The sequence below is a fragment of the Streptomyces sp. IMTB 2501 genome (assembly GCF_001953885.1).
Taxonomy (GTDB): domain Bacteria; phylum Actinomycetota; class Actinomycetes; order Streptomycetales; family Streptomycetaceae; genus Streptomyces.
Map to the genome: position 1 here is coordinate 324,225 of NZ_MQUS01000004.1, position 25,113 is coordinate 349,337.

Below are 25,113 nucleotides of genomic sequence, written 5' to 3' on the forward strand. Positions count from 1 at the left end.
CCGACAGGGATCAGACGCCTTCGAGGATCATCGCGTTGGCCAGTCCACCCGCCTCGCACATGGTCTGCAGGCCGAAGCGAGCGCCACGACTCCGCATCGCGTGGACCAGGGTGGTGGTGAGCCGGGTGCCGCTGGCGCCGAGCGGATGGCCGAGGGCGATGGCTCCACCGTGCACGTTGACCCTGGTGAGGTCGGCGCCGGTCTCCTGCTGCCAGGCGAGGACCACGCTGGCGAAGGCCTCGTTGACCTCGAAGAGGTCGATGTCGGCCAGGCTCAGACCGGCCTTGTGCAGCACCTTCTCCGTCGCCGGGATGACGCCGGTGAGCATCAGCAGCGGGTCGGAGCCGGTGACGGCGAAGCTGTGCAGCCGGGCGAGCGGACGCAGGCCCAGGCGGGCCGCGGTCTCGCTGGAGGTGATCAGCACGGCGGATGCGCCGTCGTTGACGGGGCTCGCATTGCCCGCGGTGACGTTCCACTCGATCTGCGGGAAGCGTTCGCCAAAGCCGGGGTCGTAGTAGGCCGGCTTGAGACCGGCGAGGATCTCCGGGGTGCTGTCGGGGCGGACGCTCTCGTCGCGGGCGACGCCGTCCAGCGGGGCGACCTCGGCGTCGAAGAGCCCGGCCTGCCACGCCGCGGCGGCCTTGTGGTGCGAGGAGACGGCGAACTCGTCCATCCGCGCACGCGTGAGGGACCACTTGGCGGCGATCAGCTCGGCACTGATCCCCTGCGGGACCAGGCCCTCGGGGTAGCGCTCGGCGACGCCGGGCCCGAACGGGTCCTTGCCGGCGGGCACGTTGGACCACATCGGCACCCGGCTCATCGACTCCACACCGCAGGCGATCACGAGGTCGTAGGCGCCGGAGATCACGCCCTGCGCGGCGAAGTGCACGGCCTGCTGGGAGGAGCCGCACTGGCGGTCCACGGTGGTCGCCGGGACCGTCTCGGGGAAGCCGGCGGCGAGGACGGCGTACCGGGTGGTGTTCATGGCCTGCTCGCCCACCTGGTCGACGGTGCCGCCGATGACGTCGTCGATCAGCACGGGGTCGACGCCGGAGCGCTCGACCAGGGTGCGCAGGGTGTGAGCGAGCAGCTGCACGGGGTGGACGTGGGCGAGGGAGCCGTTCGGCTTGCCCTTGCCGACGGGGGTGCGTACGGCTTCGACGATCACTGCGTCGCGCATGGCGCGGGCCTCCTTGGCCGCCTGGCTGTCCGTAGCGGGCTACGGCAGCTACCAGTGAGTAGGAAATCCGAACTCACGATAACTCGTCGAGTTGGAAAATCAAACCCTCCTTTAGACTGGCCTGCATGGCCGCAAGGAAGTCCGCGCAAGACCCGCGCCCCTGCTCGATCGCCGACGCCCTCGCGCTGGTCGGCGAGAAGTACTCCCTGCTCGTCCTGCGTGAGGTGTGCCTGGGCAACGGCCGCTTCGACCAGCTCGTACGCAACATCGGCGCCCCGCGCGACATCCTGGCCACGCGGCTGCGCCGGCTCGTGGACGCCGGGATCCTCACCAAGCGCGTCTACAGCGAGCGCCCTCAGCGCTTCGAGTACCGGGCCACCCAGGCGGGCCTGGAACTGGAGCCGGTCCTGATGACGCTGAAGGAATGGGGCGACCGCCACATCCGCAAGGGCGCCGGCCTGCCCATGGCCGTCGAGCACAGCTGCGGCCACGAACTGGTCCCGGTCGTCACCTGCCAGGCCTGCGGCGACGAGGTACGGCACGAGGACCTCACGGCCCACCCGCAGGCCCCGGGCTGGACGATCAAGGGCCCGGCCGCCTAACGCTCCGCCGAGGGGACCCAGTCAAAGGACACCGCCGAACCCGGCCCGGCCCCCGTTTCCCCGCTGTCACCTCCGCCCGCTACTCTGCCCTCGGCATTTGAACACCTCTTTACCCGACAGCACTGGACGTCCTGCCTTCATGTCTTGGTTCGCATCCCTCGTCCTCGGACTCGTCCAGGGGCTGACGGAGTTCCTGCCCGTCTCCTCCAGCGCGCATCTGCGGCTGACCGCGGCGTTCTCGGGCTGGGAGGACCCCGGAGCGGCCTTCACGGCGATCACGCAGATCGGCACGGAGACCGCGGTGCTGATCTACTTCCGCCGGGACATCGGCCGGATCCTCTCGGCCTGGTTCCGCTCGCTCTTCGACAAGGCGGTGCGACGGGACCAAGACGCCCGGACGGGCTGGCTGGTGATCGTCGGCTCGATCCCGATCGGGGTGCTGGGTGTGACGCTGAAGGACCAGATCGAGGGGCCGTTCCGCGATCTGCGGGTCACCGCCACCATGCTCATCGTCGTCGGCCTGGTCATCGGCGTCGCCGACCGCCTTGCGGCCCGCGACGAGACCGGCGGCCGGCACCGCGCGCCCAAGCAGCGCAAGACGCTGGAGAACCTGGGCGTCAGAGACGGCCTGATCTACGGGCTGTGCCAGGCCTGCGCACTCGTCCCCGGCGTCTCCCGCTCGGGTGCGACCATCAGCGGCGGCCTGTTCATGGGCTACAGGCGGGAGGCCGCGGCCCGCTACTCCTTCCTGCTGGCCATCCCGGCGGTGCTCGCCTCGGGCGCGTTCGAGGTGAAGGACTCGGTGAGCGAGGGCCATGTGGCCTGGGGGCCGACCCTGTTCGCGACGGCCATCGCGTTCGCCTCGGGATACGCGGTCATCGCGTGGTTCATGAAGTGGATCTCCCACAAGAGCTTCATGCCGTTCGTCTGGTACCGCGTGGCCCTCGGCATCGTCATCATCGCCCTGGTCTCGGCGGACGTCCTGAGCCCCCACGCGGCGGAACCGGCGAACTGAGCGCACGGCAACAGCCCTGAACTCCCCGACACCTACGACGAGTTCGCCGCCCGGCTCCTGCCCACCGCCGCTGTTTCGGACAACTCCCGCGCACTGTGCGGACTCCGCCCGGGCGGAATATGCCCGGTGGCCTGGATCGACTGCCCACGCGGGCGCCGACGGCGGTGACCAACCCCATACCTAAGCTGTAGCCGGGCGGTAGCGCAGTGTCAGTGCTTGGCCCTACGCTGTCCACATGTCCCCCGATTCCCTGCCCTCTGGTTCCGTGCGGTCTGCCGCCGAGGTGAACGAGCAGATCCGGGCGCTGTGGCTGCGTGCGGGCGGCACCCTGTCGGCCCAGGAACGCGCGGAGTACGAGCTGTTGGTGGTCGAGTGGGCCGCGGCGATCCGCAGCGCGGTGATCGAGGCGGCCTGACCTCTGCCGGGCCGCACGAAGACCGGACGCCCCGGGTCCGGAGGCTACGCCCGCAGATGCGCGAGCACCTGGTCTCCGATCGGATAAGGCCGCTCCACGGGCAACAGCCCGCTCGCGCGCTCCGGTTCACCGGACCGCACCAGCGCGTGGACCTCGGTTGCCAGCGGGGTCACGTCCTCGATGCCCACGATCCACTCGTCGGCGTACCGGGCCGCCGCCTCCCCGGCGAGGCCGAGCTGCAACGACCGGTGCGGCAGTGCGTTGTGGTGCAGATCGCGCTCGGGATCCCACTGGACACGCGCCGGAGCCTCCCTCAACTGCCGCTTCCAGGAGGCCTGGTCCCCGTGCAGGTCCGGGACGTGGTGCGACAGACAGGCGTGGCGCAGGGCCCACTCGAAGCCGGCGCGCTCGATCTCGACGGCGAGGACGGTCTCCTGACCCTCCTTGGTGCCCCAGCCGCAGCGGTACATCATCCACAGGAAGGACGGCTTGATCCAGGTCATCCGGTCCCGCTTCCAGGAGGACGGAAAGCGTCCGGTGCGGGCCGCCGGGCGGCCTGTCTCCGGGCGGTAGGCCTGGTAGACGGTGACCGTGGCGTCCGTGTACCGGGCCCGGATGCGGAACTTCGGTTCGGGCTCGGCGGATCGGGGCTCACGGAAATGATCGTTCATGGGGACAGAGTCGGCTCTCGGCCATGCCCCGCACCACCGAATATCCCCGCACGACCGAATATCCCTCCGCGCCTCTTGGCTCCGCGCCCGCCATGCCCAACACTGTGCCGATGACGCAGCGTACGGAGCTGGCGACCGTGCTGGACCGGCTGGCCGTGGACGATCTGATCACCGCGTACGCGGTGGCGGTGGACGACGGCGACTGGACGGCGTACCGAAGGCTGTTCACGGCGGACGGACGGGCCGACTACCGTTCGGCCGGCGGCATGGAGGGCGATGCCGGGCAGATCGCCGATTGGCTCGCCGAGAGCCTCGCCCTGTTCGCCATGCGCCAGCACCTGATCGTCAACCGCCGGGTCCGCTTCGGCATCCTGGACCACGACACCGGCGACACGGCATCGGTACGGGCCGACTACCTCAACCCGATGCGCTTCGCGACCGGCAACGGCCCCACGGCCCCGGACCTGGTGTGCGGCGGCCGCTATGACTTCGCGCTGCTGAGGACACGGGAGGGCTGGCGGCTGCGAGAGGTGGTCGTGAAGGAAAAATGGCGCAGCCTTTCAGCCGAGGGAGCTGCCACCCCCTAGGGTCCAGGCACCCTGGAGGAGATCGCTCCCAACGCGCACACTGGAATCAGCGCTCGGTAGGGAGGGTGGGTCCACATGAGGACGATCAACCACTGGCTCACCTCCCCCTGGCGCCGCTCCGGGATCGCCGCCCTCGCCGGTGCCCTGCCCGTGCTCGCGTTCCCCGCCCCCTCCCTGTGGTGGTTCGCGTACGTCGCCCTCGTCCCCTGGATCCTGCTGGCCCGCTCGGCACCGACCGGCCGGCGGGCCGCGTACGACGGCTGGAGCGGCGGCTTCGGCTTCCTGCTGGCCGTGCACCACTGGCTGCTGCCCAGCCTGCACGTGTTCATCTTCCTGATCGCCGCCCTGCTGGGCGCGCTCTGGGCGCCCTGGGGCTGGCTGGTGCGCCGCTACCTCGGCGAGCAGCCGTCGCCGGGCCGGGGCGCGGTCGCGCTGCTGGTGCTGCCGTCGGCCTGGCTGATGGTGGAGCTGGTGCGGTCCTGGCAGGGGCTCGGCGGGCCGTGGGGCATGCTGGGCGCCAGCCAGTGGCAGGTGTCGCCGGCGCTGCGGCTTGCCTCGGTCGGCGGGGTGTGGCTGCTCAGCTTCCTGATCGTGGCCGTGAACGTGGCGGCGGCCGTAGTGATCTCCGTGCGTGAGGCGCGTATACCGGCCGTGGCCTCGCTGGTCGCCACGGCCGCCGCGACCTCGGCCGCGTGGGCCTGGGCGCCGCGCCCTGAGGTGGACGGGAGGGTCCGGATCGCCGTCGTACAGCCGGGGATCATGGACGGCGGCCTGAGGCGGTTCGATCGCGAGGAGCAGCTGACCCGACAGCTCGTCGGGCAGCACGTCGACCTGGTCGTGTGGGGCGAGTCCAGCGTCGGCTTCGACCTGGGCGACCGTCCCGGTCTGACCCGGAGGATCGCCGCGCTGTCCCGCGCGACCGGCGCCGATGTGCTGGTGAACGTGGACGCCCGCCGCTCCGACCGGCCCGGCATCTACAAAAGCTCGGTGCTGGTCGGCCCGAACGGCCTCACCGGCTTCCGGTACGACAAGATGCGGCTCGTGCCCTTCGGCGAGTACATACCCGCCCGCTCGCTGCTCGGCTGGGCCACCTCGGTCGGCAAGGCCGCGGGCGAGGACCGCAGACGGGGCACCGAACAGGTGGTGATGAACGTCGGGCACGGGCTGCGGATCGGCCCGCTGATCTGCTTCGAGACCGCGTTCCCGGACATGAGCCGGCATCTGGCGGAGGACGGCGCCGATGTCCTCCTCGGCCAGTCCGCCACGTCCACCTTCCAGGGCAGCTGGGCGCCGGAGCAGCACGCCTCGCTGGCCGCGCTGCGAGCCGCCGAGACCGGCCGCCCGATGGTGCACGCGACGCTCACCGGTGTCTCGGCCGTGTACGGGCCGGGCGGGCAGCGGCTCGGGCCGTGGCTCGGCACCGACGCGAGCACCGCCCGCGTGTACGACGTACCGCTCGCGCACGGCATCACGCCGTACGTCCGCTACGGCGACTGGCCGGTGCAGGGCGCCCTGCTGGTGCTGGCCGCGCTGTGCGCCACGGAGGGCCTGCGGACACTCAGGCTGCGGCGCAGCGGTCCTGAACCGCTCGTACCACCCGCTCGCACAGTTCATGAGTCGCCAGCGCGTCCCGGGCACTGAGCACCTTCCCGGCGCGCACGGCGTCGAGGAAGGCGAGGACCGCCTGCTCGATGCCGCGCTGCCGGGCCACCGGCACCCAGTCGCCGCGGCGGCGCACGGTCGGCTGGCCCTTGTGGTCGATCACGTCGGCGAGGTTGAGCACCTGACGCTTGGTGTCCTGCCCGGAGACCTCCAGGATCTCCTCCGTGGACCCGCTGAGCCGGTTCATCACGCCGAGCGCGGTGAATCCGTCGCCGGCGAGCTGGAGCACCACGTGGTGCAGAAGTCCGTCCGCGACACGGGCGCGGACGGTGACGTCGTCGACCGGTCCTGGCACCAGGAACCGCAGGGTGTCGACGACATGGATGAAGTCGTCCAGGATCATCGAGCGCGGATCCTCGGGCAGCCCGATCCGGTTCTTCTGCATGAGGATCAGCTCGCGCGGATGCTCCAGGCACTGCGCGTACCCGGGGGCGTACCGGCGGTTGAAGCCGACGAAGAGGGAGACCCCGCGCTCCTCGGCGAGGCTCACCAGCCGTTCGGAGTCGGCGAGTTGGTAGGCGAGCGGCTTGTCCACGTACGTGGGGACGCCCGCCTGGAGCAGCCGGGTGACGATCTCGGGGTGGACGGCGGTCGGCGCGTGCACGAAGGCCGCGTCGAGGCCCGCCGCGAGCAGGGAGTCGAGTGTGGTGTGCCGCTGGTCGGCGGGCAGGTGCAGGGTGTCCGCGACCCGGTCGAGGGTGGCGGGCGTACGGGTCTGCAGATGCAGGTCGATCCCCGGCTGAGCGCCCAGCACCGGCAGGTATGCCTTCTGCGCGATGTCCCCGAGTCCGATACAGCCGACCTTCACGTGCTCTCCCCTACGGCCTTCCGGCAGTTGTCTCCCCGGCAGCATACGGGGGCCGCCAGTCGGCGATGCCGTCGAAGCCGCGCAGGAAGAGCGCGGGTCCGGCCTTCGACAGGGCCGCGACGGCGATGTCGCGTACGGCGACGGCGGCGGGGTTGCCGGCCATGTTCAGGCGGGCGACCCTGACGGCCCGGCGGGCGATCGCGGTGGTGCGCGGGAGGCGGGCGGCGGTGTACGCGGCCAGGTCGTCGCGGTGTGCGAGCACGATGGCGTCCTCGATGGCCTGGTTGCCGCCCTGGCCGAGGGTCGGCGGCATCGCGTGGGCGGCGTCCCCGATCAGGGCGACCCGGCCCAGGTGGTGGGCCGGCAGGGGCGTGGCGATGTGGTGGACGTCGTGCCGGAGGACGTCCTCGGGGCGGGCGGCGGCGAGAACGGCCGGGACAGGGTCGTGCCAGTCGCCGAACCGGCGCAGAAGTTCGGCCTTCTCGTCGTCCGGCGCCCGCTCGCCCGCCGGGGTCATGGCGGCCGCGTAGGCGTAGACACGGCCGTCCTTGAGCGGGTGCGTGCCCCAGATCCGGCCCCGACCCCAGGTCTCGTGCGAGGCGAACTCCGCGCCGGGCACCGGGACCAGCACCCGCCAGGTGGTGAACCCCGCGTACACCGGGCCGGGGTGGAGCGGGAAAAGAGCCCTGCGGACACGGGAGTTGATGCCGTCCGCGCCGACCACCAGTTGGGCCTCCAGCTCCTGCCCGCCGACACTCACCCGGGCGGGCCGCCGGCTGTCCCCGGGGTCGGCGAGGGTGGCGGCGGCCGCGGTGCGGACGGTGCCGGGCGGGAGCAGGGCGGCGAGCCGGTCGACCAGGGTGGCGCGGGGCAGGAGGACGAGCGGCTCGCCGAAGCGGGCGGCGGCCGCCTCGGCGCTGGAGCGGGAGAGCCAGCGCCCGCCCGGAGTGCGCAGCCCGCCGTCCCCCTCCCAGGCGGCGAGGTCGCGGATCTCGTCACCGATGCCGAGCACGTCCAGGGCGCGCAGGGCGTTCGGGGCGAGGGAGATGGCGGCGCCGACCGGTTCCAGGGAGGGGGCCCGCTCCAGCACGGTCACGTCCCGGCCTCTGCCGTGCAGGGCCGCCGCAGCGGTCAGGCCTCCGATTCCGCCGCCGATGACGATCGCGCGCGCCGGCTGTGGCATGGCTCCTCCCGGATCCCCGTGGACTACGGCTGTAGTGTCCCCGACTCTACTACAGCCGTAGTGCCCGCACTACGGTCGTAGTGACGCAGGTAGGGTCGGCTCATGTCCGTACGCAGCCCCAGCGCCTCCCGTGCCGATCTCGTCGCCGACGCCGCCCTGGCCCTGCTCGCCGAGCGCGGGATGCGCGGACTGACGCACCGCGCCGTGGACGAGGCGGCCGGGCTGCCGCTCGGCTCGACCTCGAACGTGGCCCGCACCCGGCAGGCACTGCTGGAACTCGCGGTACGGCGGCATGCCGAACGTGAGGCACGGGTGCTGGAGCTGACGGAGCTGCAGGATCCGAGCGCCGGCCCCGACGCGCTGGCCGATGGGCTGGCCCTCGCCGTGCACCGCTCCCTGACCGAGGGCCGCGAGCTGCTGATCGCCCGCTACGAACTCGCCCTGGAGGCCACCCGCCGCCCCGAGCTGCGCGCCTTCTACGACCGGACCGGTGCCGTCTTCAAGGAACAGCTGGCCACCCTGCTCACCGCCGTGGGCTCGCCCGACCCGGCCCGGCATGTGCTGTCCCTGGTCGCCTGGGCCGACGGGTTGATGTTCTCGTGCGCGGCGGGTTCGTTCAGCGCCGAGGCGCCGGGCCTGGCGGAAGTGCGGGCGGGCCTGCGGGAGTTGCTGGCCGGCATGCTGGCCCGGTGAACGACGACGGCCCCGTGGACCGACAGCGGCAGCGGCGGCCGAACGTCACCCTCGATACAGCGAAAAGCCCCGTACGGGGCACGAGATCACCCGTGCGGGGGCGTCACCGTCGGCTCACTGCTGCCAAGCCGGGGGCCGACCCAGCAGAGTTGCGCGGGTGCATCGAACGACGACCACCGCAGCGCTCCTGGTCACCGTGGCCGTCTCGGCCCTCGCCGGCTGTGTGACGCTACAGCACCCGGCGACCCCCGCGCCGCCCCCTGGCCCGGCACCCGCGCTGCCGACGGTGCCCCGGCCGGACGGCAGCGCGGAGCCCCGTGTGGTGCAGGCACCGGCCCGGGAGGCCCTGGAGATGACCGGCCCGTCCCGGCAACCGAAGCACCCGGCACCGAGCACCCCACTTCACCCGACCGAGGCACCCCCGGTCACCCACCGGCCACCGGCCGCCCCACCCGCTCCCCCACGGCCACACCCGCGCACCCACCCCGAGATCCCCCGGCAGCCACACACCGACGCCCCGGCCCTGCCGTACCCGGCCCCGAAGGCCCCGGGTGTGTGCGCCCTGGGCAGGCAGTACGGCGGCTGGCGGGAGGACAGCCCCGAATCGCAGATCTGCGACCAGACGTACGGCCACTGACTGGCACCGGCCGGGCAGCTCCCCCGAGGGCGCGGGGCCGGATCGATATGCGCCTGCGCCGCTCGCCTAGCCGGCCTCCCCCAGGCGCAGCTCCAGTCGGCCGATCGCAGCCCTGACCCCGTCCCCATAGCCGTCGTCGGCCAGATCGCCGGCGGCCCGGCGGGCCCGGCGCAAGTGGCTCCGGGCGGCCTCGGAGCGGCCCAGTTTGACGTAGTCCGCGGCCAGATTGAGGTGCAGGGAGGGGAAGAAGCCCCGGATGCTCAGCGGGTCGCCGCCGGGGCCCTCAGGTCCGTCGGTCAGCTCCTCGGCCGCGGACAACGCCCGGAGATCCCAGGCGAGTTCGTCCTCCGGGTCGTCGTGGGTGTCCGCCAGGTAGTGGGCCAGGGTGCAGCGGTGCAGCGGGTTGCCGGCGTCGCCGATCTCCACCCACAGGTCGAGGAAGCGGCGGCGAGCCTCCTCGCGGTCACCGCCGTGGTGCAGCATCACGACCTGCCCGATCCGCGTCAGCATGGCGTCCGGTGCCGCCTGCTCCTGTTGCTCCGCCACGGGTTCCCTCCGGGGGTTTGCCGGGTTGTCCGCTCCCGACGGTAATCGGCAGCGTCGGGATTGCGGGTCAGGCTGCGCCGTCGCGGTGTCGGCCGGTGGGCCGCTGCGGGTCCGTTGTGGCTGGTCGCGCAGTTCCCCGCGCCCTCAGGGGCTGCCGTGCCTCTCGCTCCACCGCACCTGTCGCTCCTCAGCCCAAGTCCGGGACGCGCCAGTCGATCGGGGCATGCCCCTGCGAGGCGATCGCCTCGTTGATCTGGGTGAACGGGTGGGAGCCGAAGAACTTCTTCGCGGAGAGGGGGGAGGGGTGCGCGCCCTTGACCACCGCGTGCCGCTTCTCGTCGATCAGCGGCAGCTTCTTCTGCGCGTAGTTGCCCCAGAGGACGAAGACCGCCGGATCCGGTCGGGAGACCACCGCGCGGATCACGGCGTCGGTGAACTTCTCCCAGCCCTTGCCCTTGTGCGAGTTGGCCTCGCCGGCCCGGACCGTCAGCACCGCGTTCAGCAGCAGCACGCCCTGCTCGGCCCACGGCATCAGATAGCCGTTGTCCGGGACGGGCAGGCCCAGCTCCTCCTTCATCTCCTTGTAGATGTTCCGCAGGGAGGGCGGGGTCTTCACGCCGGGGCGGACCGAGAAGCACAGGCCGTGGCCCTGGCCCTCGCCGTGGTACGGGTCCTGGCCGAGGACCAGGACCTTGACCTTGTCGTACGGCGTCGCCTCCAGCGCGGCGAAGACCTCCTCGCGCGGCGGGTACACGGGACCCTTCGCCCGCTCCTCCTCGACGAACTCGGTCAGCTCCTTGAAATAGGGCTGCTGCAGCTCGTCGCCCAGAACCCCGCGCCAGGACTCGGGCAGCATGGCGATGTCGGTCACGTCAACGTCCTCACAGTGTGAATCAACTACGGCCTGCGGTCACTTGCAGGATTCAGAACCTACAGTCGACCACTGACAACCGCTGCCCGAGGCGGATTCACCAGCTGGTCTTGCGGTGCAGTGCCCACATCGTCATGATCGTCGACGGGTCGAGGGCCTGCTCTCCGCCGGAGATGTCCTCGCTGGCGGCGATGAACTGCCGGCCCTGCCACAGCGGGATCAGCCGCGCGTCGTTCACGAGGATCTGCTGGGCCTGCTCCATGTCCTTGACCGTCTGGGCGCGGTCGCTCTCCGCGCGGGAGTGCGGCAGCAGCTTGTCGGTGATCTCCGGGGACGGGTAGGGCGTACCGAGCGCGTTGTGGTCGCCGACGAACGGGGCGATGAAGTTGTCCGCGTCGGGGAAGTCCGGGAACCAGCCGCGGCCGAACACCGGGTACTCGCCCTTCTGGTAGCCGACCACATAGGTCTTCCAGGGGCGGCTTTCGAGCGTGACGGTGAACAGCCCGGAGGCCTCCAGTTGCCGCTTCAGCTCCTGGAACATCAGCGCCGTCTCGGAGCCGTAGCGGTCGGTGGTGTACCAGAGGGTGAGCGGGACGGGCTGGTGGATGCCCGCGTCGGAGAGGATCTTGCGGGCCTTGGGCACGCTCGGGTCGCCGTAGTCGTCGAAGAAGCCGGTGGTGTGTCCGGTGAGGCCCTTGGGGACCATCGAGTACAGCGGGTCGACGGTGTCCTTGTAGACCTTGTGCGCGATGGCGCCCCGGTCGACGATCTGGGCGACGGCCTTGCGTACGGCGGGCTGCTTGGCCCAGGGGTCCTTGGGGTTGAACACCAGGTAGCTGATGTCGGTGCCGGTGCCGTCGACGAGCTGCAGGTTGCTGTTGCCGTGCTGCTGGAGGGCGACGATGTCGTCGGCGGCGAGGCCGCGGTAGGTGACGTCGATCTGCTTGTCGCGCAGCGCCTTGACCATGCCGGCCGAGTCCTGGAAGTAGCGGATGGTCACCGCGTCGTTCTGCCGCTTGGCGAAGCCCTGGTAGCTCCCGTTGCCGACGAGGACGGCCTGCTTGTCCTCGTCGTAGGACTTCAGCTCGTACGGTCCGGAGCCGTAGACCTGGTCGTCCTTGCGCAGGGAGTCGGCCGGGTAGTCGTTCGGGTCGACGATCGACATGGCGGGGGTGGCCAGCACGAACGGGAAGGTGGCGTCGGACTGGTTGAGCTGGAAGACGACCTCGCGGTCGCCGAGCGCCTGCACCCGGTCCAGGCTGCCGAGCAGGCCTGCGGGTCCGCCGGGGGCGTCGATCTTGCGGATGCGGTCGATGGAGTACTTGACGGCCTGGGCGTTCAGCGGGTCGCCGTCGGCGAACTTCAGCCCCGGGCGGAGTGAGCAGCGGTAGGTGCGGCTTGAGGAGTCGGTGAAGGAGCAGCTCTGGGCGGCGTCGGGCTGGGGGGTGGTGGCGCCGTTGGGGTAGGCGAGCAGCGTCTGGAAGATGTTCCGGTACAGCTCCCAGGAGCCGTCCCAGGCACCGGCGGGGTCGAGCGTGCTGGGGGCGCTGGTGGTACCCACGACGATCGGTCCCTTGCCGCCGCCGTCGCCGCTGGACAGCAGACCGCAGCCGGTGGCCACCAGGGACAGGGACGCGATCGCCGCGACTCTCCGCAGGAATCGGTTCCGGTTGAACACGCGCACGCTCCTCGATCTGCCATACCAAGGGTCGGCAGACGATACCGCAGCGTTCGAGCGCCTGAACCTCCCCCTGAAACAGGACTTCTTGATCGATTTCGCTTTGACGACGTTGTCAGTCCGCTGTGCGGACCCAATGGGGTGTTCCGGGCGCCGATCCGTCCGAAAATCGGCGCCCGGAAGGTTGCTCAGGCTCCCACGCCGGCGTTCAGGAAGACGCCGCCGTCCACGACGAGCGTCTGACCGGTGATCCAGTCGGACTGCCCGGAGGTGAGGAAGGCCGCGGCCCCGCCGATGTCGGAGGGCACGCCGAGCCGGCCCAGCGGGTAGGCGGCGGCCGCCTCCTCCTCCCGGTTCTCGTACAGGGCCTGGGCGAACTTGGTCTTGACGACGGCCGGGGCGATCGCGTTGACCCGCACCTTCGGCGCGAACTCGTGCGCCAGCTGCTGGGTCAGGTTGATCATCGCGGCCTTGCTGACGCCGTAGGCGCCGATGAACGGCGAGGGCGCGAGGCCCGCGATCGAGGCGATGTTGACGATCGCGCCGCCGTTGTCCTTCTGCCAGGCGTGCCAGGTCTTCTGGGCGAAGCCGAGCGCGGAGATCACGTTCGTCTCGAAGACCTTGCGGGCGACGTTCAGATCGAGGTCGGCGATCGGCCCGAAGACCGGGTTGGTGCCCGCGTTGTTGATCAGGAAGTCGACGCGGCCGAAGGCCTGCATGGTGCGCTCGACGGTCTCGGCCTGGTGGTCCAGGTCGTGCGCCTTGCCGGCGACGCCGATGACCCGGTCCGAGCCGAGCTTCTCGACGGCCTCCTTCAGGGCGTCCTCGTTGCGGCCGGTGATGCACACGCGGTCGCCACGGGCGACGAGCGCCTCGGCGATGCCGTAGCCGATACCGCGGCTGGCGCCCGTGACGAGGGCGGCCTTGCCCGAGAGCTCGGGGAGTTCAGCGGAAGTCATGTACCTGTTCCTCAGTTGAGCGGTCCGCCGGCGACGTACAGCACCTGGCCGGAGACGAAGCCGGCCGCCTCGCCGGTGAAGAAGGCGATGGCGTTGGCGATGTCCTCGGGCTCGCCGACGCGCTGCACGGGGATCTGGGTGGCGGCGGCCTTCTTGAAGTCGTCGAAGTCCATCTTGACGCGGTCGGCGGTGGCCTTGGTCATCTCGGTGGCGATGAAGCCCGGGGCGACGGCGTTGGCGGTGATGCCGAACTTGCCCAGCTCGATGGCGAGGGTCTTGGTGAAGCCCTGCAGGCCGGCCTTGGCGGCGGAGTAGTTGACCTGGCCGCGGTTGCCGAGCGCCGAGGACGAGGAGAGGTTGACGATCCGGCCGAAGCCCGCGTCGACCATGTGCTTCTGGACGGCCTTGGTCATCAGGAACGAGCCGCGCAGATGGACGTTCATGACGGTGTCCCAGTCGGAGACGCTCATCTTGAACAGCAGGTTGTCACGGAGCACGCCCGCGTTGTTGACCAGGATCGTCGGGGCGCCCAGCTCCTCGGCGATCCGGGCGACGGCGGCCTCGACCTGGGCCTCGTCGGAGACGTCGGCGCCGACCGCGATCGCCTTGCCGCCGGCGGCGGTGATCTTCTCGACGGTGTCCTTGCAGGCGGCCTCGTCCAAGTCGATCACGGCGACCGCGCGGCCTTCGGCGGCCAGCCGTACGGCGGTGGCGGCGCCGATGCCGCGCGCCGCGCCGGTGACGATCGCGACCCGCTGTTCAGTGGTGGACATTGCTGCTTCTCCTCGCCCTTGAGAGAACCTGTCTGGCTCTTGAGAGAGCCCGTCTGATGCGGTGAGCGACCGCTTAGTACCTTCAGCACACGAGACGCTAGAAGCCCTGGCACCCGGTGTCAACGCCCCACCGGGCGGGTGTGATCCATTACCTCACCAGGAGGTCCAGCAGGCGTTCCGTTTCGGCCGCCGGATCGGTGGTCAGGCCGGTGTGCACGGGTCCGGGCTGGACGACGGTGGAGCGGGGCGCGATCACCCAGCGGTAGCGCCGTCCGGCGTCGTCCCGGGCCGCCTGTCCGGCTTCCTCGCCGCCCGCGCAGTGCCGCTCGATCGCACCGAGCGCGGCCCGCACCCCGGCCACGTCGGCCTCCGGATCGAGGGCGAGCAGCCGGGCCTCGTCGAGATGGGTGCGGGCGCCGACGTAGGCCTGGGCCCGGCAATAGACGACGACGCCCGCGTTGATGCACTCGCCGCGCTCGATGCGCGGTACGACCCGCAGCAGCGCGTACTCGAACACATCCCGGTCGCCGCCCTGGCCCGCCCGGGTGATGTGGCGCTCGGTCACATGTCCGGCCATGTGGATGTGGGTCTCGCTCACTTGCCCTCCTCGATGCCGGTGATGCGCTCGGCGATGACGGCCGCCCGGGCCAGCAGAGGCCGCGCATAGGCCCGGCGCAGGTCGTCCGGGGTGTCGAAGCCGGGCTCGTCGGTCAGCCAGGCGTCCGGGATCTCGGCGGTGACCTCGGTGAGCAGGTCCTCGGTGACCCGCGGTGCCAGCTCGGCCGCGGCGGCGGTGACGTCCGGGGCGAAGCGGGCGAGGGCGTGGTCGGAGGCGTCGTAGGGGCGGGCCGCGGAGGCCTCGGCGGAGGGCCAGTTGTGGTGCCAGATCATCGTCGCGCCGTGGTCGATGAGCCACAGCTCGCCGCGGTGCACCAGGAGGTTGGGGTTGCGCCAGGAGCGGTCGACATTGTTGATCAGCGCGTCGAACCAGACGATCCGGCCGGCCTCCTCGGAGCGCACCGGGAAGGCGAGCGGATCGTAGCCGAGGGCGCCGGAGAGGAAGTCCATGCCGAGGTTGGTGCCGCCGCTGGACCGCAGGAGGTCCTGCACCGGCTGCTCGGGCTCGCCGAGTCCGAGGACGGGGTCCAGGTGGAGGGTGACCAGCCGGGGCATCCGGAATCCGAGGCGGCGGGCGAGTTCGCCGCACACCACCTCGGCGACCAGGGTCTTGCGGCCCTGTCCGGCGCCGGTGAACTTCATGACGTAGGTCCCGAAGTCGTCGGCCTCGACGAGCCCCGGCAGCGAGCCGCCCTCACGCAGCGGCGTGATGTAGCGGGTCGCGGTGACTTCCTTGAGCATCGCCCCAGGTTACTGGGGCACGGCCGGCGGCCCGGCGGGATGGGCCGACAGCAGTCCGACAGCTGTGGCTTACGGCCGCCTCATGCCCCGGCGGCCAGGATCTGGGTGCCCGTCTGAACGGGTCGCGGCCCGGCGCCGTACCCCTGGACGGATCAGGAGAAGCTCCGTGGAAGGGAACCCCACATGACCAGCGCATCGTCCCAGCACGCTGCGGGACCGGCCCGCCGTACCGTCGTGGCGGCGGCCGGAGCGGCGGGGCTCGCCGCCGCGCTGACCGCCTGCGGCTCAAGCGACAACTCGTCCGACAAGGTCAACACCGGGTCCGGTTCCTCCGGTACGGCCGGCTCCACCGGAAGCACGGGCGGCACCGGCGCGGGCAGCACCGGCTCCACGGGAGCGGCGCAGAACGGCGGCGGTTCCGCCGGCGGCACCGCGCTCGCCAAGACCTCCGACATCCCCGAGGGCGGCGGCAAGATCTTCAAGGACCACGGAGTGGTCGTCACCCAGCCGACGGCGGGCACGTTCAAGGCGTTCTCGGCCAAGTGCACGCACCAGGGGTGCGCGGTGGGCAGCGTGACCGGCGGCGCGATCGTCTGCCCGTGTCACAACAGCCACTTCTCCGTCGCTGACGGCAGCGTGAAGCAGGGGCCCGCGACCCAGCCGCTGCCCGCCGAGAAGATCACCGTTTCCGGCGAGGACATCAAGCTGGCCTGAGCCGCATCAGCCGCGCCTGCGCGGCCGTTTGAGACAGCCGAGCACCTCGTCGGTGGTCGCGACCGTGGCGACCAGCGCGAGCGTGTGCCGGATCATCGCGGGGGTGTAGTCGGCGGGCACCCCCGCGACGGCGTCGGCCGGGACGACGGCCGTATAGCCGAGGTTGACCGCGTCGAACACCGCGTTGGGTATCGCCACGTTGGCGGAGACACCGGTGACGATCAGTGTGCGGCAGCCGAGGTTGCGCAGCAGGGCGTCGACATCGGTGCCATGGATCGGGGACAGCCCGTGCAGCCGGCGTACGACGAAGTCCTCCTCGGCGACCTCGATCGGCGGCGCGACGCGCACCGCCGTACTGCCGCTCAGCTGCAGCACGGGGAGCCGATCCGCGGCCCGGAACAGCCGGGCGTTGCGGCTCGCGCCCCGGCCGTCCGGGCGGCGCTCGGCGACCGCGTGGACGACCTGGACGCCGGTCGCGTGCGCGGCGGCGACCAGCCGGGCCACATTGCGCAGCGCACCGGAGGAGCGGGCCTCGCGGGCGAGTTCGGGCAGGGCGCTGTCCGGGCCGACGACCCCCTGCTGGCACTCCACGGTGAGCAGCACGGTGCTCACCGGGTCGAGGAGTTCGCTGAGCTGTTCGTACGACGACATGGCGCCCCCTTGACGACGACCCGACGGAAGACGACCCGATGAACGACGATCCCCTGGAGGGCGAGCCATTTCAAGACGACCCGTTCTCTTTTCTGACGTGATGTCAGAGGATCACCAGGACACGATAGTTCTCTGGCACGACGTGGGAGAAGAGGGGGCCGCATGACCGTCACTCAGCAGCGCCGGGGCCGGAAGATCATGATGACGCCCGGCGAGCTGGACGAGTTCCTCACCAGTCAGCGCACCTGCCGGGTCGCGACCGTCTCGGCGGACGGCGCTCCGCATGTCAGCGCGCTGTGGTTCGCCTGGGACGGCACCTCGTTGTGGCTGTACTCGGTGGTGCGCAGCAGGCGTTGGGCCCAGTTGCGCCGCGATCCACGGGTGGCCGTGGTGATCGACTCGGGCGAGGAGTACGACCAGTTGCTCGGGGCCGAGCTGTTCGGCCGGGTGGAGTTCGTGGGCGAGGCGCCGCGCACCGGGGAGCTGTGCGCCGAACTCGACACGGCCGAGACGCTGTTCGCGCGCAAGAACTTCGGCCTGGACGAGATGCCGCACGACGGCCGGCACGCCTGGGTCCGGCTGACCCCGGAGAGGATCGTCTCCTGGGACTTCCGGAAGCTGGGCGGAGCCTAGGGCCCCGGCAGGCAACGTCTGCCCGTCAAGGAGCGGCGTCCGGTGCGTACTCTCGGTGTGCCGGCCGGAGGCCGTACCCGAGGGGCTGGGCGTCCGTGGGCTTCCGGCTGGTGCGGCGAGAGGGCGTGCCGGGCGTCGTGACGGGGCGGACGTCGCCTGCCGGGCATCAGGGGCTGTCCGGCGGCCCTCAGCCGACCTTCCCCGCCGCGCCGCGCAGGGCCTCGACCGCGGCGCGGATCGAGGGGCGGCGGTCGGCGTCGGCCCGCCAGATCACGTAGACGTGCCGGCGCACCCGCTGTGTGAGCGGCACGAGGACCACACCGTCCGGGACCGGGTGCCGGCCCAGCAGTGGCGCGATGCACACACCCAACCCGGAGGCGACCAGGCCGAGTTGGGTGTGGGTCTCACCGGCGCGGTGGCCGACGATCGGCTCGACGCCCTTGGAGCGCAGCGTGAACATCAGCCACTCGTGGCAGAACTCGCCCTCGCCCCAGGTGATCCACTCGTCCTCGGCGAACTCGGTGAGGTCGACCTCGTCCCGGCCGGCGAGCCGGTGCCCGACCGGCATGGCGACCTCGGCCGGATCGTCCAGCAGGGGCGCCTTGACCAGGCCGTCGGGCACGGGCATCGGCTTGTTGTACCAGTCCAGCACCACCGCGAGATCCAGGTCGCCGCGGACCACACCGGCGATGCCCTGCTCCGGCTCCAGCTCGCTGGAACGCACCCGAAGCGCGGGGTGCTCGGCGCGCAGCGCGCCGAGCGCGGCCGGGAAGAGCCCGCGGGCGGCGGTCGGAAACGCCGACAGCCGCAGTTCGCCGACGACCTGACCGCGGTGCGCCTCCAGATCGGACTCGGCGAGCTCGACCTGGGACAGGATGCGTGCCGCGTGCTCCGACAGCAGCCGCCCGGCGTCCGTGAGCCGCACCCCCCGGCCGTTCTTGGCGAGGAGCTGCTGGCCGATCTCGCGCTCCAGCTTGCCCAGCTGCTGCGAGACTGCGGACGTGGTGACGTGCAGCGCGTCCGCGGCCGCGCTGACCGAGCCGTGCCGGGCGAGGGCATCCAGGGTGCGCAGGCGCTCCAGGTTCAACATATAAGAGATTCTAAGAGGTACTCGGCGAGAAATCTCGATTGTGCTACGAGAATGTCTCCAGCATCGTTGAGGTCATGAGCAGCACGGTCACCGCACCCCGCACCCAGTCCCCCGCCCCCGACCGTCCCCGCGTCCGCCTCGACTGGCGGGTCCGCTTCGGCGTCCTGTCCCTGATCTGGGGCTTCAGCTTCCTGCTGATCAAGGTCGGAACGGGAGGATACGCGCCCTTCCAGGTCACCCTCGGGCGGCTGGTGTTCGGCACGGCGGTGCTGGCGGCGGCGATGGCGGTCAAGCGGGAGAAGCTGCCGCGAGGGGCCCGGCTGTGGGGCCGTATGGCGCTCGCCGCGTTCTTCCTCAACGCCCTGCCGTTCTCCCTCTTCGCCTACTCCGAGCTGACGATCCCGTCCACGCTGGCCGGGATCTGCAACGCGACGTCGCCGCTGTGGGGCATGGCGCTGTCCCTGGTCGCCCTGTCCGAGGACCGGCCGACCAGGGTCCGGGTGGCCGGGCTCGGTCTCGGCTTCTTGGGTGTGCTGACCGTGCTGGGAGCCTGGCAGGGGTTCCACGGGCTGGATGCCACGGGTACGGCGATGGCCCTGCTGGCTTCGCTGAGCTACCCGGTGGGCTGGATCTACGTCCGGCGGACGCTCGCGGGCACGGGCAACTCCCATCTGTCGATGACGGGGGCGCAGTTGCTGCTGGCGACGCTTCAACTGGCCGTTGTGACACCGTTGTTCACCAGCTTTCCCGCGCATTTCTCGCTCGTTCCGCTGCTGGCGATCGCCGCGCTGGGGGCGCTGGGTACGGGGTTGGCCGTGCTGATCCAGTACGGGCTGGTCGCCGAGGTGGGTCCGACGACCGCGCAGATGGTCACGTACTTCATCCCGGTCATCGCCACGGCAGCGGGCGTCGCGATCCTCGGGGAGTCGTTGCGGTGGACCACACCGGTGGGGGCGCTGATCGTGCTGGCGGGGGCCGCGCTCACTCAGGTGCGGCGAAAGGGCGCCTGACGGGGAGGGGGCGGGGAATGCCGTTCGCGAGTGCGGCCCCGCGCCCCTTCGTGGCTCGCCGTCAGCCGTAGACGCGGGCCGGAGACGGTCGTACCGCTGCTGACACCGCCTCCGCCAAGGGGGTGATGTCCTCCTCCGTGAGCGTCGAGATCGTGATGCGGATCGCCTGCCGGCTGTTCAGGCGGTAGCGGGCGCCCGGGGCGACCGCCCAGCCCGCTTGGAGGAGGCGGGCCACCGCGCCGGTCTCGTCGGGGACCGGCACCCATACGTTCATGCCGCTGCGGCCGTGGGCGGCGACTCCGCGGTCCGCCAGCGCGTCGACCAGTGCGTCCCTGCGGGCCGCGTACGCCCGGGCCACCGCCACCCGGTCCACCGCGCCCTGGGTCCACAGCCGGACCACGGCCCGCTGCAGCAGCAGGCTCACCCAGCCGGGGCCCAGACGCTGGCGGCCGCGTACCCGGTCGACGGTGACGGGGTCGCCGGCCACGACGGCCACGCGCAGGTCGGGGCCGTAGGCCTTGGAGGCGGAGCGGACGACGGCCCAGTGGCGGGTGCCGCCCGCGAGGGGGTGCAGCGGGAGGTCGACGATGCCGTGGCCGTGGTCGTCCTCGATCAGCAGCGTCCCCGGGTGGTCGCGCAGGACCGCGCGCAGGGCACGCGCGCGTGTGGCGGTGACACAGGCGCCGGTCGGGTTCTGCGCGCGGTCGGTGACGATGAAGGCGCGGGCGCCGGACTCCAGGGCGCGGCGCAGGTCGTCGGCGCGCGGGCCGTCGTCGTCCAGGCCCACCGGGAGTGTGCGCAGCCCCAGCGCGGGGACCAGGTCGAGGACGCTGCCCCAGCCGGGGTCCTCGACGGCGACCGCGTCGCCCGGTCTGAGGTGGGCGGACAGGACGCGCTCGATGGCGTCGAGGGAGCCCGACGTCACGGTGAGCGGGCCCGCGGGGACGCCGTCGGCGTCGAGTTCGGCGCGGGCGAGGCGGGCGAGGTCCGCGTCGACGGGGTCGTCGCCGTAGCGGACGGGCCGCCGGTCGCCCTCCTTCGCCGCCGCGGCAAGGGCCGGGGCCAGTCGGGGCAGGAGGGCCGGGTCCGGATTGCCGGAGGCCAGGTCACGGCCGCCCGCCGGGACCTCAACGCGCAGTTCCTCGCGCCCGGTGGTGGCCGGCTTGTGCCGGACCCGGCTGCCGCGACGGCCGGCGGTCTCGATCACCCCGCGCTCGCGCAGGGTGCGGTACGCGGCCGCGACGGTGTTGGGATTCACGCCCAGCCGGGTCGCCAACTCCCGCATGGGCGGCAGGGTTTGGCCCGGCACCAGCCCACCGGTACCGACCGCGCGCTCCACGCTGGCCGCGATCTCCGCTGCGCCACGCCCTTCGATGGGATACTCTCCTAGCACAAAGAACATTATGCACTAGTGCAAAATGGATTGCCACTGCTGCTGATCGCCATCGCTCGCCACGGAGGAACCACCCATGCAGGGGACGACCGAGGAAACCCAGGCCGCCGCCTATGCCCCGACCGACCGCACCGTGCCCACGCGCTCCGCGGACCGGGCGTCGTACGACAAGGAACTGGTGCACTCGATACTCGACGAGGGGTACGTCTGCCACCTCGGCTTCGTCCGCGACGGCGCGCCCGTGGTGCTGCCGACGCTGTACGGCCGGGTCGGCGAGCGGCTCTATGTGCACGGGTCCACCGGTTCGCGTCCGCTGCGGATGACCGGCGAGGCCGACCCGGGCCTTCCGGTGTGCCTGACGGTCACCCACCTGGACGGGCTGGTGCTGGCCCGTTCCGCCTTCCACCACTCCCTCAACTACCGCTCCGTGGTGGTGCACGGCATCGCGCGCCAGGTCACCGACCCGGACGAGAAGCGGGCGGCCCTGGACGCGCTGGTGGACCAGGTCGTGCCGGGCCGCGCCGCCGACTCCCGGCCCGCGAACAAGAAGGAGCTGGCCGCCACCATGGTGATCCGCCTGGACCTGGACGAGGTCTCGGCCAAGCTCCGCACCGGCGGCGCGAACGACGAGCCGGAGGACCTCGCCCTGCCGCACTGGGCCGGCGTCGTCCCGGTCCAGCGCGGCTACGGCACCCCGGTCCCCAACGCCGACCTGGCACCCGGCATCGAGCTGCCGGACTACCTGAAGGCCCGGTAGGCGCCTGTCCCTGGGCCGGCCGGTCACACCGGGATCGACTCCCTGCGGCCGGATCCGCGGGCCTCGCTCACGGCGAGACCCGCGACCGCGCCGAGCAGGAGCAGGGTGCCGGCCGCGGTGGTCGCCGTCAGCCGCTCGCCGAGCAGGGCGACGGCGAGCACGGCCGCGGTCACCGGCTCCAGCAGCATGATCACGGAGACGGTGGCGGACCGTACGACGGCCGCTCCGGCGAAGTACAGGGCGTACGCGAGGGCCGTGGGCACGGCGGCGATGTAGAGCACGAGCCACAGCAGCCGTGCCGGGTGGGCGGTGTGCGGGAGCAGGCCTTCGTGCAGCGCGAACGGCAGCAGGCACAAGGCGGTCACCGCGAACGCCCCGGCGGTGGTGTCGGAGGCGTCGGCGCCGCCGCCCCTCCCCCACCAGCGGGTCAGCAGGGTCATGGCGCCGTAGCCCGCGGCCGAGGCGAGCGCCAGGAGCACACCGGCCGGGCGCACGGTCGCGGCCGAGCCGCCGAAGGTCAGCACCGCGAGCCCGGCGAGCGCCCCGGCGACGGCCAACGCCCCGCCTGCGCCCAGCCGTTCGCCGAGCAGCAGCCGGGCACCGAGCGCGATGAGCACGGGGCCCGCGCCGAGGGTGACGACGGTGGCCATGGCCAGTCCGGTGGACTCCACGGCGGCGAAGTAGGCGGTCTGGAACACCGCGAGGCCGAGGCCGGTGGCGAGGACCCGGCCGGCCCTGCGGGCCAGGGGTTCGATGGTGGCCGGGCGGACCCGGGGGCGCAGCCCTCGTCCGGCGAGCAGCAGGACGAGTCCCAGCGCGCAGCGCCAGAAGGACAGCCCGAAGGCGCCCATGTCACTGGTCCGGTAGACCAGGGAGGCGGCGGCGCCGGCGGTGCCCCATGCGGCACCGGTGATGATCAGATAGAGCAGGCCACGCCCGACGGGCAGGCCAGAAGCAGTGTTCGACAAGGGATTTTCTCCGCAGAAGCGCACACGACGGTGCGGAAGTTCGAGGGCGACCCGTTTCAGCGGGGCGCGCGGACTTCATCTGCGGGCAGCACCGTCCGGCCCGGCGCACAAGCGGCGCTGGGCGGGTGTCCCGGAGGCCCGCCTCAGGCGGCCGGGGGCGGAAGAACGAGCGTGGACGGCATGACCGGCACCTTAGGCAGCCGTACCGCGCGCTGACAACTCCCGCTCCGCGCCGCCCGCGGCCACCGGCTCGGCGGAACCCTTGGCGGGGGTCGAGGACTGGGCGATGAACGCGCCGAGCAGGACGACGGCGCCGCCCGCGATCTGTGGCAGGGACAGGTGCTCGCCGAGCAGCACCCAGGCCAGCACGGTCGCGATGACCGCCTCCAGGCAGGCGACGACGCCCGCGACCTGCGGAGACAGCCGGCGCACGGAGAGCACCCCGGTGACGTACGCGGCGACGGTGGCGATCAGCACGATCCAGCCCAGCAGGGCGAGGGCCGGTACGGCGGTGCCGTTCATGTCCGCCGAGCCGGTGAGCACCGACCAGCGCATGGTCCAGGGGCGGGCGACGACCGTCAGGACGAGGGCGCCGACGAGCAGACCGTAGGCGATGACACCGAGCGGGTCCGGTGCCTCGTCGCCCGCGTCACCTCCGTGGTCGGCCAGGACGAAATAGCCGACCTGGCAGCAGGCGGCTCCGAGGGCGAGCAGCAGGCCGAGGGCGTCGAAGCTCAGCCCCGACCAGACCTCCACCACACAGGCGAGGCCGCCGGCCGCGAGGACCACACCGAGCGCGGCGGCACGCGTCACCGGCCGCCGCTGCACGAACCGCACCCAGCCCAGCACGAGTGCGGGAGCCAGGTACTCGATGAGCAGGGCCACGCCCACCGGGATCCGGGAGAGCGCGGCGAAGTAGCAGGCCTGGACACCGGCGACGGCGAGCAGTCCGAACCCGGCGAGCAGCGCGGGGCGGCGGCGCGGCAGCGCCCGGTGCCGCACGGCGAGCGGCAGCATGACCACGGCGGCGCCGGCCACCCGCAGCCAGACCACGTGGAGCGGGTCGAGGCCCGCCTCGATCAGCGGCTTCGCGGCCACTCCGGACCCGCCGAAGGCGAGTGCCGAGGCGAGCGCGAGACCGAGCCCGACACCCCTGCCACAGCTGCCCTGACTGCTCTCTGACGTGTGCACCGGCACATGATGACAGGCGGCGACATGAGCGTCATCCCCTATGACACCTGTCTCAGGGGCTGGACGTGCGACGCCCTCAGCGGACCGGATCGCCGTCGCCGGCGCACTCCTCGGCGCCGGCCGCGAGCCGGGTGTTCAGGTCGCGGATGCCGGCGCGTTCGAGCACCTCGACGGCCCGGGACCCCGGGTCCGCGGTGAGCGCTGCGAGGAGATCGACGCCCGTGACGCGGGGCTCGCCGCGCAGGCGGACACGTGCACGGGCGCCGGACAGTGCGGCGGCCGCCGCGGGCGACCAGCCGGCGGTGTCCATGGGTTCCCGTGCGCCGGGAACGGCCGTGGCGGGCAGGACGGCGAGCGCGCCGGAGTCCTCCACGCTGCCCTGCCAGCGCAGTCCGTAGCCGATGCTGCGCTGCACCAGGTAGCCGAGGAGCCGGGCGAGCTGCGGCGGGCCGCCGACGGCGGCGCGGACCTCGGGGTCGTGTTCCAGGAGGGAGTGCAGCAGATGGGCGGTGTCGATCTGCCGGTCCCCGTCCCGTACGGCCCTGCGGCGGGCACCGGCGAGCACCGCCGCCAGCTCTGCGCCGAGCGCGGCATCGTCATCCAGGTGCGCGGCCGCCTCGTCATGGGCGGCCCGGCGGGCAGTACGGGGTTGCACATCCCCTACCCCATCAGCCTCAACGGGCCGAGTCATCCACGACTGGAACCATCTTCGCGTCCCACACAGAGTGGACATCGACGATCTGCATCTCATCCTTACGGAGGAGATTCGGCCGCTCCGGCCCAGGAGGGCGCGCGTCGCCTTGCCATGCGCCCTGCACGCAACCACCCCACGCCCCCGCACATCCCACACCGGCGTGGAGAGGACGCCCTGCTCGCGGACCTGTTCCGGGAGGCCTGGCACTGCCGCGACGAGAGTGCCCTGCCGAGCGCGTGGGATCTGTTCGACGCGGCGGCGATACGGCGGGTGGGCCGACCCGCGCCCATCGACCGACATTCCTGACGGTTCATCAGTATTGAATGTTCACGCCCCTGCGGCTACGTTCCGCGACACCGTAGCCCGCTACGCC

General features: G+C 71.9%; 29 protein-coding genes. 12 read left to right on the forward strand and 17 right to left on the reverse strand.

Annotated elements, in window-relative coordinates; translation table 11 throughout:
* Nucleotides 1–10 precede the first annotated feature (10 nt).
* Nucleotides 11–1,180 (reverse strand): thiolase family protein, encoded by a 1,170-nt coding sequence (locus AV521_RS09955; RefSeq protein WP_076086514.1) that lies wholly within the window; start codon nt 1,178–1,180, stop codon nt 11–13.
* Nucleotides 1,181–1,305: 125 nt separating this feature from the next.
* On the opposite strand from AV521_RS09955, the gene AV521_RS09960 reads away from it, so the two are divergent.
* The 3 genes from AV521_RS09960 to AV521_RS09970 all read left to right on the forward strand — a co-directional run bounded on the left by AV521_RS09960 (nt 1,306) and on the right by AV521_RS09970 (nt 3,212).
* Complete coding sequence (locus tag AV521_RS09960) at nt 1,306–1,782, forward strand: helix-turn-helix domain-containing protein (protein WP_023552375.1); 477 nt, start codon at nt 1,306–1,308, stop codon at nt 1,780–1,782.
* A gap of 139 nt (nt 1,783–1,921) precedes the next feature.
* Nucleotides 1,922–2,797 (forward strand): undecaprenyl-diphosphate phosphatase, encoded by an 876-nt coding sequence (locus AV521_RS09965; RefSeq protein WP_076086517.1) that lies wholly within the window; start codon nt 1,922–1,924, stop codon nt 2,795–2,797.
* A 235-nt stretch (nt 2,798–3,032) separates the two neighbouring features.
* Nucleotides 3,033–3,212 carry a hypothetical protein gene (locus tag AV521_RS09970; RefSeq protein WP_076086520.1) on the forward strand — a complete coding sequence of 60 codons (180 nt, stop codon included), beginning with the start codon at nt 3,033–3,035 and terminating at the stop codon, nt 3,210–3,212.
* A 44-nt stretch (nt 3,213–3,256) separates the two neighbouring features.
* Here AV521_RS09970 and AV521_RS09975 read toward each other — a convergent pair whose 3' ends face one another.
* The gene (locus tag AV521_RS09975; protein WP_076086523.1) at nt 3,257–3,883 is read right to left on the reverse strand and encodes a DUF4291 domain-containing protein; all 627 of its coding nucleotides are present in this window, start codon (nt 3,881–3,883) and stop codon (nt 3,257–3,259) included.
* Nucleotides 3,884–3,993: 110 nt separating this feature from the next.
* Between AV521_RS09975 and AV521_RS09980 the strand changes: the two genes are divergently transcribed.
* Both AV521_RS09980 and lnt read left to right on the forward strand, forming a co-directional pair.
* A complete protein-coding gene (locus AV521_RS09980; protein ID WP_076086748.1) occupies nt 3,994–4,470 on the forward strand; it encodes a nuclear transport factor 2 family protein in 477 nt (158 codons plus the stop codon).
* 75 nt (nt 4,471–4,545) lie between these two features.
* Nucleotides 4,546–6,111, forward strand: coding sequence for an apolipoprotein N-acyltransferase (gene lnt / locus AV521_RS09985; RefSeq protein WP_076086526.1), 1,566 nt, complete (start codon nt 4,546–4,548; stop codon nt 6,109–6,111).
* Here the strand turns inward: lnt and AV521_RS09990 are convergent.
* Both AV521_RS09990 and AV521_RS09995 read right to left on the reverse strand, forming a co-directional pair.
* Nucleotides 6,029–6,940, reverse strand: coding sequence for a Gfo/Idh/MocA family protein (locus AV521_RS09990; protein WP_076086528.1), 912 nt, complete (start codon nt 6,938–6,940; stop codon nt 6,029–6,031). The genes lnt and AV521_RS09990 overlap by 83 nt on opposite strands.
* 10 nt (nt 6,941–6,950) lie before the next feature.
* Complete coding sequence (locus AV521_RS09995; RefSeq protein ID WP_076086531.1) at nt 6,951–8,123, reverse strand: FAD-dependent monooxygenase; 1,173 nt, start codon at nt 8,121–8,123, stop codon at nt 6,951–6,953.
* A gap of 102 nt (nt 8,124–8,225) precedes the next feature.
* Between AV521_RS09995 and AV521_RS10000 the strand changes: the two genes are divergently transcribed.
* Both AV521_RS10000 and AV521_RS10005 read left to right on the forward strand, forming a co-directional pair.
* On the forward strand, nt 8,226–8,816 hold the full coding sequence (locus tag AV521_RS10000) for a TetR/AcrR family transcriptional regulator (RefSeq protein ID WP_076086534.1): 591 nt from the start codon (nt 8,226–8,228) through the stop codon (nt 8,814–8,816).
* Nucleotides 8,817–8,973: 157 nt separating this feature from the next.
* Entirely contained in the window at nt 8,974–9,453 is a 480-nt protein-coding gene (locus AV521_RS10005) for a hypothetical protein (protein ID WP_076086537.1), read from the forward strand.
* Between the two features lie 66 nt (nt 9,454–9,519).
* Here the strand turns inward: AV521_RS10005 and AV521_RS10010 are convergent, their stop codons facing one another.
* The 7 genes from AV521_RS10010 to AV521_RS10040 all read right to left on the reverse strand — a co-directional run bounded on the left by AV521_RS10010 (nt 9,520) and on the right by AV521_RS10040 (nt 15,639).
* Complete coding sequence (locus AV521_RS10010; protein ID WP_076086540.1) at nt 9,520–9,999, reverse strand: hypothetical protein; 480 nt, start codon at nt 9,997–9,999, stop codon at nt 9,520–9,522.
* Nucleotides 10,000–10,186: 187 nt separating this feature from the next.
* Nucleotides 10,187–10,870 carry a uracil-DNA glycosylase gene (ung, locus tag AV521_RS10015; RefSeq protein WP_076086543.1) on the reverse strand — a complete coding sequence of 228 codons (684 nt, stop codon included), beginning with the start codon at nt 10,868–10,870 and terminating at the stop codon, nt 10,187–10,189.
* A gap of 97 nt (nt 10,871–10,967) precedes the next feature.
* Entirely contained in the window at nt 10,968–12,548 is a 1,581-nt protein-coding gene (locus tag AV521_RS10020; RefSeq protein WP_076086546.1) for an ABC transporter substrate-binding protein, read from the reverse strand.
* Between the two features lie 188 nt (nt 12,549–12,736).
* Nucleotides 12,737–13,507 carry an SDR family oxidoreductase gene (locus AV521_RS10025; RefSeq protein WP_076086549.1) on the reverse strand — a complete coding sequence of 257 codons (771 nt, stop codon included), beginning with the start codon at nt 13,505–13,507 and terminating at the stop codon, nt 12,737–12,739.
* A gap of 11 nt (nt 13,508–13,518) precedes the next feature.
* Nucleotides 13,519–14,280, reverse strand: a complete 762-nt coding sequence (gene fabG / locus AV521_RS10030; protein WP_023552328.1) for a 3-oxoacyl-ACP reductase FabG — start codon at nt 14,278–14,280, stop codon at nt 13,519–13,521.
* Between the two features lie 148 nt (nt 14,281–14,428).
* On the reverse strand, nt 14,429–14,878 hold the full coding sequence (locus AV521_RS10035) for a DUF3037 domain-containing protein (RefSeq protein ID WP_076086552.1): 450 nt from the start codon (nt 14,876–14,878) through the stop codon (nt 14,429–14,431).
* The gene (locus tag AV521_RS10040; protein WP_076086555.1) at nt 14,875–15,639 is read right to left on the reverse strand and encodes a HipA family kinase; all 765 of its coding nucleotides are present in this window, start codon (nt 15,637–15,639) and stop codon (nt 14,875–14,877) included. The genes AV521_RS10035 and AV521_RS10040 overlap by 4 nt, the downstream gene beginning before the upstream one ends.
* Before the next feature lie 183 nt (nt 15,640–15,822).
* Between AV521_RS10040 and AV521_RS10045 the strand changes: the two genes are divergently transcribed.
* The gene (locus AV521_RS10045; protein ID WP_076086558.1) at nt 15,823–16,353 is read left to right on the forward strand and encodes a Rieske (2Fe-2S) protein; all 531 of its coding nucleotides are present in this window, start codon (nt 15,823–15,825) and stop codon (nt 16,351–16,353) included.
* 6 nt (nt 16,354–16,359) lie between these two features.
* On the opposite strand, the gene AV521_RS10050 is transcribed toward AV521_RS10045, so the two are convergent.
* Nucleotides 16,360–17,004: a cysteine hydrolase gene (locus AV521_RS10050; protein WP_076086561.1), complete on the reverse strand. Its 645-nt coding sequence runs from the start codon at nt 17,002–17,004 to the stop codon at nt 16,360–16,362.
* A 162-nt stretch (nt 17,005–17,166) separates the two neighbouring features.
* Here AV521_RS10050 and AV521_RS10055 point away from each other — a divergent pair, with 162 nt between their 5' ends.
* Nucleotides 17,167–17,637, forward strand: coding sequence for a pyridoxamine 5'-phosphate oxidase family protein (locus AV521_RS10055; protein WP_076086564.1), 471 nt, complete (start codon nt 17,167–17,169; stop codon nt 17,635–17,637).
* 187 nt (nt 17,638–17,824) lie between these two features.
* On the opposite strand, the gene AV521_RS10060 is transcribed toward AV521_RS10055, so the two are convergent.
* Nucleotides 17,825–18,727, reverse strand: a complete 903-nt coding sequence (locus AV521_RS10060) for a LysR family transcriptional regulator (protein WP_076086567.1) — start codon at nt 18,725–18,727, stop codon at nt 17,825–17,827.
* A 74-nt stretch (nt 18,728–18,801) separates the two neighbouring features.
* Here AV521_RS10060 and AV521_RS10065 point away from each other — a divergent pair, with 74 nt between their 5' ends.
* Nucleotides 18,802–19,737, forward strand: a complete 936-nt coding sequence (locus AV521_RS10065; RefSeq protein ID WP_256725488.1) for a DMT family transporter — start codon at nt 18,802–18,804, stop codon at nt 19,735–19,737.
* A 61-nt stretch (nt 19,738–19,798) separates the two neighbouring features.
* Here AV521_RS10065 and AV521_RS10070 read toward each other — a convergent pair whose 3' ends face one another.
* On the reverse strand, nt 19,799–21,130 hold the full coding sequence (locus AV521_RS10070) for an aminotransferase class I/II-fold pyridoxal phosphate-dependent enzyme (RefSeq protein WP_107480863.1): 1,332 nt from the start codon (nt 21,128–21,130) through the stop codon (nt 19,799–19,801).
* 76 nt (nt 21,131–21,206) lie between these two features.
* On the opposite strand from AV521_RS10070, the gene AV521_RS10075 reads away from it, so the two are divergent.
* Nucleotides 21,207–21,887: a pyridoxamine 5'-phosphate oxidase family protein gene (locus AV521_RS10075; protein WP_076086577.1), complete on the forward strand. Its 681-nt coding sequence runs from the start codon at nt 21,207–21,209 to the stop codon at nt 21,885–21,887.
* Nucleotides 21,888–21,910: 23 nt separating this feature from the next.
* Here AV521_RS10075 and AV521_RS10080 read toward each other — a convergent pair whose 3' ends face one another.
* From AV521_RS10080 to AV521_RS10090, 3 genes are all read right to left on the reverse strand, one after another.
* Complete coding sequence (locus tag AV521_RS10080) at nt 21,911–22,855, reverse strand: DMT family transporter (RefSeq protein WP_076086581.1); 945 nt, start codon at nt 22,853–22,855, stop codon at nt 21,911–21,913.
* A gap of 192 nt (nt 22,856–23,047) precedes the next feature.
* Nucleotides 23,048–24,052 carry a DMT family transporter gene (locus tag AV521_RS10085; protein ID WP_076086584.1) on the reverse strand — a complete coding sequence of 335 codons (1,005 nt, stop codon included), beginning with the start codon at nt 24,050–24,052 and terminating at the stop codon, nt 23,048–23,050.
* Nucleotides 24,053–24,122: 70 nt separating this feature from the next.
* Complete coding sequence (locus AV521_RS10090) at nt 24,123–24,701, reverse strand: Clp protease N-terminal domain-containing protein (protein ID WP_256725489.1); 579 nt, start codon at nt 24,699–24,701, stop codon at nt 24,123–24,125.
* 150 nt (nt 24,702–24,851) lie between these two features.
* Between AV521_RS10090 and AV521_RS10095 the strand changes: the two genes are divergently transcribed.
* Nucleotides 24,852–25,046, forward strand: a complete 195-nt coding sequence (locus AV521_RS10095) for a hypothetical protein (protein WP_076086587.1) — start codon at nt 24,852–24,854, stop codon at nt 25,044–25,046.
* Nucleotides 25,047–25,113 lie beyond the last annotated feature (67 nt).